A 5,476-nucleotide genomic window follows, 5' to 3' on the forward strand; every position below is an offset into this window, starting at 1 on the left:
CGTCATGGCATCCGGCCGTTCGAGCCGCTCAGTCGCGGGCGTCGAGCAGGTAGCCCTCCTCGCCGTGCACCACGGTGTCGACTCCGGCGATCTCGTCCTCGTTGGCGACGCGGAATCCCATCGTCTTCTGGATGACCCAGCCGATCGCGTAGGCGAGCACGAAGGAGTAGATCATGACGCCGAACGCGCCGATCGCCTGCACGCCGAGCTGCTTGAGGGACCCGGTGTAGATGAGGCCGATGCCCGACCCGAAGATGCCGATGTAGAGCGTGCCGATGACGCCGCCGACGAGGTGGATGCCGACCACGTCGAGCGAGTCGTCGAAGCCGAGCTTCCACTTCATCTCGATCGCGTAGGCGCAGACTGCGCCGGTGATGACACCGAGGACGATGGCCCATCCGGGAGTGAGGATGTTGCACGCCGGGGTGATGGCGACGAGGCCGGCGACCGCGCCGGAGGCGGCGCCGATCGAGGTGGGCTTGCCGTCCTTGAGCTTCTCCACGACGAGCCACCCGATCGTGGCGGCGGCGGGCGCTGCGAGCGTGTTGATCCACGCGATCGCGGCGACGCCGTCCACCGCGGCCTCGGAGCCCGAGTTGAATCCGAACCAGCCGAACCACAGCAGCGCGGCGCCCAGGAGCGTCAGCGGCACGTTGTGCGGCTTCTGGATGCCCTTCTGGAAACCGACGCGCTTGCCGAGCACGAGTGCGAGCGCCAGGCCGGCCGCACCCGCGTTGATGTGCACCGCGGTGCCACCGGCGAAGTCGTTGATGCCGAGCAGGTGCGGCGCCCACCCGTCGCTGAGGTTGAACACCCAGTACGCGACCGGGAAGTAGACGAGCGTGGCCCACACGCCCGCGAAGATCATCCACGGGCCGAACTTGGCGCGGTCGGCGATGGCTCCCGAGATCAGGGCCACCGAGATGATCGCGAACGTGGCCTGGAAGGCGGCGAACGCGAGCCCGTTCATGTCCGGCGACATCGCGCCGTTCGCTCCGATGCCGAGCAGCTTCTGCAGGCCGATGTATCCGGCGAACGGGTTGCCCAGCCAGTTCTGGATGAGCGGGGTGCCGAACGACATGCCGTAGCCGTACAGCACCCACAGCACGGCCACCAGGGCGATCGCGCCGAAGCTCATCATCATCATCGACACGACGCTCTTCGCCTTCACCATGCCGCCGTAGAAGAAGGCGACGCCTGGTGTCATCAAGAGCACCAGGGCGGCCGCGACGAGCAGCCAGAGGGAGTTCACGTCGGCGGGGGTCGCCGGCGCTGCGGTGAACACGTGCATGGGGAGTCGCCTCTCTCACTCGGCGACCTCGGGTGATCGCCGCTGATGAGAGTGTCCCGATCGCACGTTTCGCTGCGCGGGTCGGAACGTTTCCCGCGTGTTACGACTGCTCCCCGGATGTGAAGAGCGTGTTTCGGATCAGGCGGCGGTGGTGAGCGCGATGAGGCGCGAAATGGCGCGCAGGTACTTCTTGCGGTAGCCGCCCGCGAGCATCTCCTCGCCGAACACGTCGCTGAGCGGGCGGCCGGTCGCCCGGATCGGCACCTGGGCATCGTAGGCCCGGTCGATGAAGGCGACGAACCGCAGCGCCGCCGACTGGTCCTGCAGCTGCTCCACGTCGCGCAGCCCGATCATGCCGATACCGTCGATGAGCCGGATGTAGCGCGACGGATGCACCTTCGCCAGGTGGGCGATCAGGGTGCCGAATCCATCGTCGGACACGGCGCGGGATGCCGCGGCCGCCGTGATCTGCTGTTCGTAGGCGGCGGGGTCCAGCACGGCGGCGGCGCCGTCCACGGCGCGCTGACGGTAGTCGGTGCCGTCGATGCGGATGGTCTGGAAGCTGTCGGACATCGCGTGGATCTCGCGCAGGAAGTCCTGGGCGGCGAATCGTCCCTCGCCGAGCGCGTTCGGCGGCGTGTTCGAGGTCGCCGCCAGCCGGGTCCCGGATGCCACCAGCTCTCCGAGGAGGCGGGTCATCACCATGGTGTCGCCCGGGTCGTCGAGCTCGAACTCGTCGATGCACAGCAGATCGGACCCGAGGAACAGCTTCACGGTGTTCTGGTACCCGAGAGCGCCGACGAGCGCGGTGTACTCGATGAACGAGCCGAAGTACTTCCGGCGAGCCGGCATCGCGTGATAGATCGACGCGAGCAGGTGGGTCTTGCCGACACCGAAGCCGCCGTCCAGGTAGACGCCCGGCTTCATGGGCTCGACCTTCTTCGCGCGGCGGAAGAGTCCCCCGCGCGGCTGCTCGACCTGCCCGCGCGCGAAGGCGATCAGCTGGTCCTTCGCGTGCTGCTGGGACGGGTAGGCGGCATCCGCCTGGTACGTCTCGAACGTGGCGTCGTCGAACTGCGGCGGCGGCACGAGCGAGGCCACCATCTCGTCGCCGGTGACCTGCGGTGTTCGGTCGACGAGATGCACGATGCCCGGATTGTCCACCGACCAAGCCTATTCCGCCGCGCGGGCCCGTCCCGACGCGCGGATGCGACGATGGAGTCATGACGGATGCCGCCCTCCCGCAGCCGCTCGCCGAGATCCGCGACGAGTTCCTCGAGCTCGACGCGCCGGAGCGGCTCGAACTGCTGCTCGAGTATGCGGACGATCTGCCCGACGTGCCCGGCGACCTCGGCGCCGACCGCTTCGAACGCGTCGCGGAGTGCCAGTCGCCGGTGTTCATCGCCCTGCAGGTCACCGACGGCGTGGTCACGATGCATGCGAAGGCGCCGGCCGAAGCGCCCACCACCCGCGGATTCGCCGGCATCCTCGTCCGCGCCCTCACCGGGCTTCCCGCGGCCGAGGCGCTGCAGGTGCCCGACGAATTCCCGCAGAGCCTCGGGCTGACCCAGTCGGTCTCGCCCCTGCGCATCGCCGGCATGAGCGGGATGCTGCGCCGCGCGAAGCGGCAGATCGCCGCTCAGTCCGCCGTCTGATCGGGGATCGCCAAGCCGGTGCGCTCCAGCCAGCCCGCGATGGCGGCGGTCCAGCGGTTCTGGTCATAGTTCCACAGCTTCGTGTGGCGCGCGCCGGTGAAGACCTCCATGTCGATGAGGTCGGGGCGGGCGGCGGCGAGCGCATGCGAGGCATCGGCCGGCACGTACCCGTCGTCGTCCGAGTGCAGCAGCAGGATCGGATGGCGCAGCTCCCCCGCACGGGCGACGACGTCGAGGCGGTCGAACGGGATCGGCGAGCTGCGGGTGAGCGGCGACGTCCACTCCGACTCGAGGGTGCCGAGGGCCAGCGACGTGACGACGTCGGGCAGATGCAGCTGCCGGGCCTGGAACTGCAGCACGCTGCGCCAGTCCACCACCGGCGACTCGAGCACGATGCCCGCGATGTCGTCGCGCCGAGCGCCGTTCAGGGCCGTCTGCAGCACGATCGCCCCGCCCATCGACCACCCCATCAGCACCACGCGGCGGGCGCCGGCGCGCATCGCGTAGCCGATCGCCGCATCGATGTCGCGCCACTCGGTCGCGCCCAGCGTGTACCGGCCGCCGCGCGTGCGCGCCCCGTCCCCATCGTTGCGGTACGAGGCGACGAGCACGGGCATCCCGAGGGCGTGGAACACCGGGACGGCGCGCAGGCACTCCGAGCGGGTGGTGCCGCGGCCGTGCACCTGGATGACCCACGTGTCCGAACTGCCCGGGAACAGCCATGCCGGGCAGACGCCCGCGGAGGTGCCGATGAGCTCGTGGGTGAAGGGCAGGTGCAGCTGCTCGGGGCTGTCGTAGTACCAGCCGCTGAACCCCGCCTCCGCAGCCAGGTGCGCGTTCGAGGGCACCTCGGTGAGCAGCTTGCGCTTCACCGTGGTCGCGTCCTCGGAGAGCACCGAGCCGAGCTTCACGTACGACTGCGTTCCCGAGGTGAACAGGCCATAGCGCCCGGGCAGCTCGGTGTCGAGCGTGCGGCCCAGGGTGATCGTCTGGGCGGCGACGTCGAGATCGACGATCCGGGTGTCGGGGATGCGCACCGACGGGGTCACCACGCGGCGGGCCATCCTGACCGACGTCACGGCCATCGCGCCGACGACCGCGACAAGGGCTCCGCCGAGGGCGAATGCGGCCGTTCGCACGCTCGCGGCAAGGCGGGGATCGACGTCGCGCAGCACGGCGCGCCTGGAGGGGTTCATCGAACGTTCACTCTAGTCTGTCGGCGTGCCAGACCCTCGTTCTGCGGTCAGCTTCGACGTCGCCGCCGCATCGGTGCGAGGCGTCTCCTTCCGCAGCGATTTCGTCGTCCGCGAGATCCCCGCTCCGACCGGCCTCGCTCCCGAGTCGCTGGCTCTGGCCGGCGACGTGCGTCCCGACGCCGAGGGCGAGTCCCGATACGGCACGGGCCGGTTCATCCTGCTGCACGACGCCGGCGAACCGGACGCCTGGGGCGGCCCCTGGCGCGTGGTGTGCTTCGCCCAGGCCCCCCTCGAACCGGAGATCGGCACCGATCCCCTCGTCGCCGACGTAGCCTGGTCTTGGCTGATCGACGCGCTGGAGTCCCGGCATGCCCCGTACTCCGAGGCATCCGGAACCGCCACGAAGACACTGTCGAAGGGATTCGGCGCGCTGGCAGCCGAGGGCGAGGGCTCTCAGGTCGAACTGAGGGCGTCGTGGTCCCCGGAGGGCGCGTTCGATCAGCACGTGGCCGCCTGGGCCGAACTCGTCTGCATGCTCGCCGGGCTGCCGCCCGGGTCGGAGCACATCCAGGTTTTCGGGGCGAGAGGAACACCGCGTGGCTGAGTATGACGTGATCGGGGATGCCGCGGGGCTGGCGGCGGCGGCCGACGCCCTGCACGCCGGCGCGGGCCCGGTGGCGGTCGATGTCGAGCGGGCTTCCGGATTCCGCTATTCGCAGCGCGCCTATCTCATCCAGGTCTTCCGGCGGGATGCCGGCGTCTTCCTCTTCGATGCGCCGTCGGTGCAGGATTTCACGCTGCTGCAGCGGGCCATCGGCGACCAGGAGTGGGTGTTCCACGCGGCCAGCCAGGATCTTCCGTCGCTGCGCGAGCTCGAGCTCGTCCCATCGAGCCTGTTCGACACGGAGCTCGCCTCGCGCCTCCTCGGCCACGAGCGCTTCGGGCTGGGCGCCGTCGTCGAGGAGACTCTCGGGATCAGCCTCGCCAAGGCGCACTCCGCGGCCGACTGGTCGACCCGGCCGCTGCCCCAGCCGTGGCTCGAGTACGCGGCCCTCGACGTTCTGCACCTCGTGGACGTGCGGGATGCCCTGGCAGCCGAGCTCGTCGACCAGCACAAGGTCGAGATCGCCGCGCAGGAGTTCGACGCGGTGCGCACGCGGGAGCCCAAGCCCGCGCGCGAGGATCCGTGGCGGCGCCTCAGCGGGCTGCACGCGGTGCGCGGGCAGCGCAATCTCGCGATCGCCCGGGCGCTCTGGCAGGCGCGCGACGAGTTCGCGCGCGAGCAGGATGTCGCCCCGGGCCGGCTGGTGCCGGACCGGGCCCTGGTGGCCGCC

Annotated in this window: 6 protein-coding genes; 3 read left to right on the forward strand and 3 right to left on the reverse strand. The window is 70.2% G+C overall.

Annotated features, from left to right (window positions below):
- Positions 1-28: 28 nt before the first annotated feature.
- Both VJR25_RS01765 and zapE read right to left on the reverse strand, forming a co-directional pair.
- On the reverse strand, positions 29-1,291 hold the full coding sequence (locus VJR25_RS01765; RefSeq protein ID WP_324111899.1) for an ammonium transporter: 1,263 nt from the start codon (positions 1,289-1,291) through the stop codon (positions 29-31).
- 138 nt (positions 1,292-1,429) lie between these two features.
- Positions 1,430-2,395: a cell division protein ZapE gene (gene zapE, locus VJR25_RS01770; RefSeq protein ID WP_324111909.1), complete on the reverse strand. Its 966-nt coding sequence runs from the start codon at positions 2,393-2,395 to the stop codon at positions 1,430-1,432.
- A gap of 119 nt (positions 2,396-2,514) precedes the next feature.
- Between zapE and VJR25_RS01775 the strand changes: the two genes are divergently transcribed.
- The gene (locus VJR25_RS01775; RefSeq protein ID WP_324111900.1) at positions 2,515-2,946 is read left to right on the forward strand and encodes a SufE family protein; all 432 of its coding nucleotides are present in this window, start codon (positions 2,515-2,517) and stop codon (positions 2,944-2,946) included.
- Here VJR25_RS01775 and VJR25_RS01780 read toward each other — a convergent pair.
- Positions 2,931-4,142 carry an alpha/beta hydrolase family protein gene (locus tag VJR25_RS01780; RefSeq protein WP_324111902.1) on the reverse strand — a complete coding sequence of 404 codons (1,212 nt, stop codon included), beginning with the start codon at positions 4,140-4,142 and terminating at the stop codon, positions 2,931-2,933. The genes VJR25_RS01775 and VJR25_RS01780 overlap by 16 nt on opposite strands.
- 25 nt (positions 4,143-4,167) lie before the next feature.
- Here VJR25_RS01780 and VJR25_RS01785 point away from each other — a divergent pair, with 25 nt between their 5' ends.
- On the forward strand, positions 4,168-4,746 hold the full coding sequence (locus VJR25_RS01785; protein ID WP_324111904.1) for a DUF3000 domain-containing protein: 579 nt from the start codon (positions 4,168-4,170) through the stop codon (positions 4,744-4,746).
- The coding region (locus VJR25_RS01790; RefSeq protein WP_324111907.1) for a ribonuclease D at positions 4,739-5,476 on the forward strand (738 nt) is incomplete at its 3' end. The genes VJR25_RS01785 and VJR25_RS01790, both read left to right, overlap by 8 nt.

The sequence above is a fragment of the Microbacterium sp. genome (genome assembly GCF_035277845.1).
GTDB lineage: Bacteria > Actinomycetota > Actinomycetes > Actinomycetales > Microbacteriaceae > Microbacterium.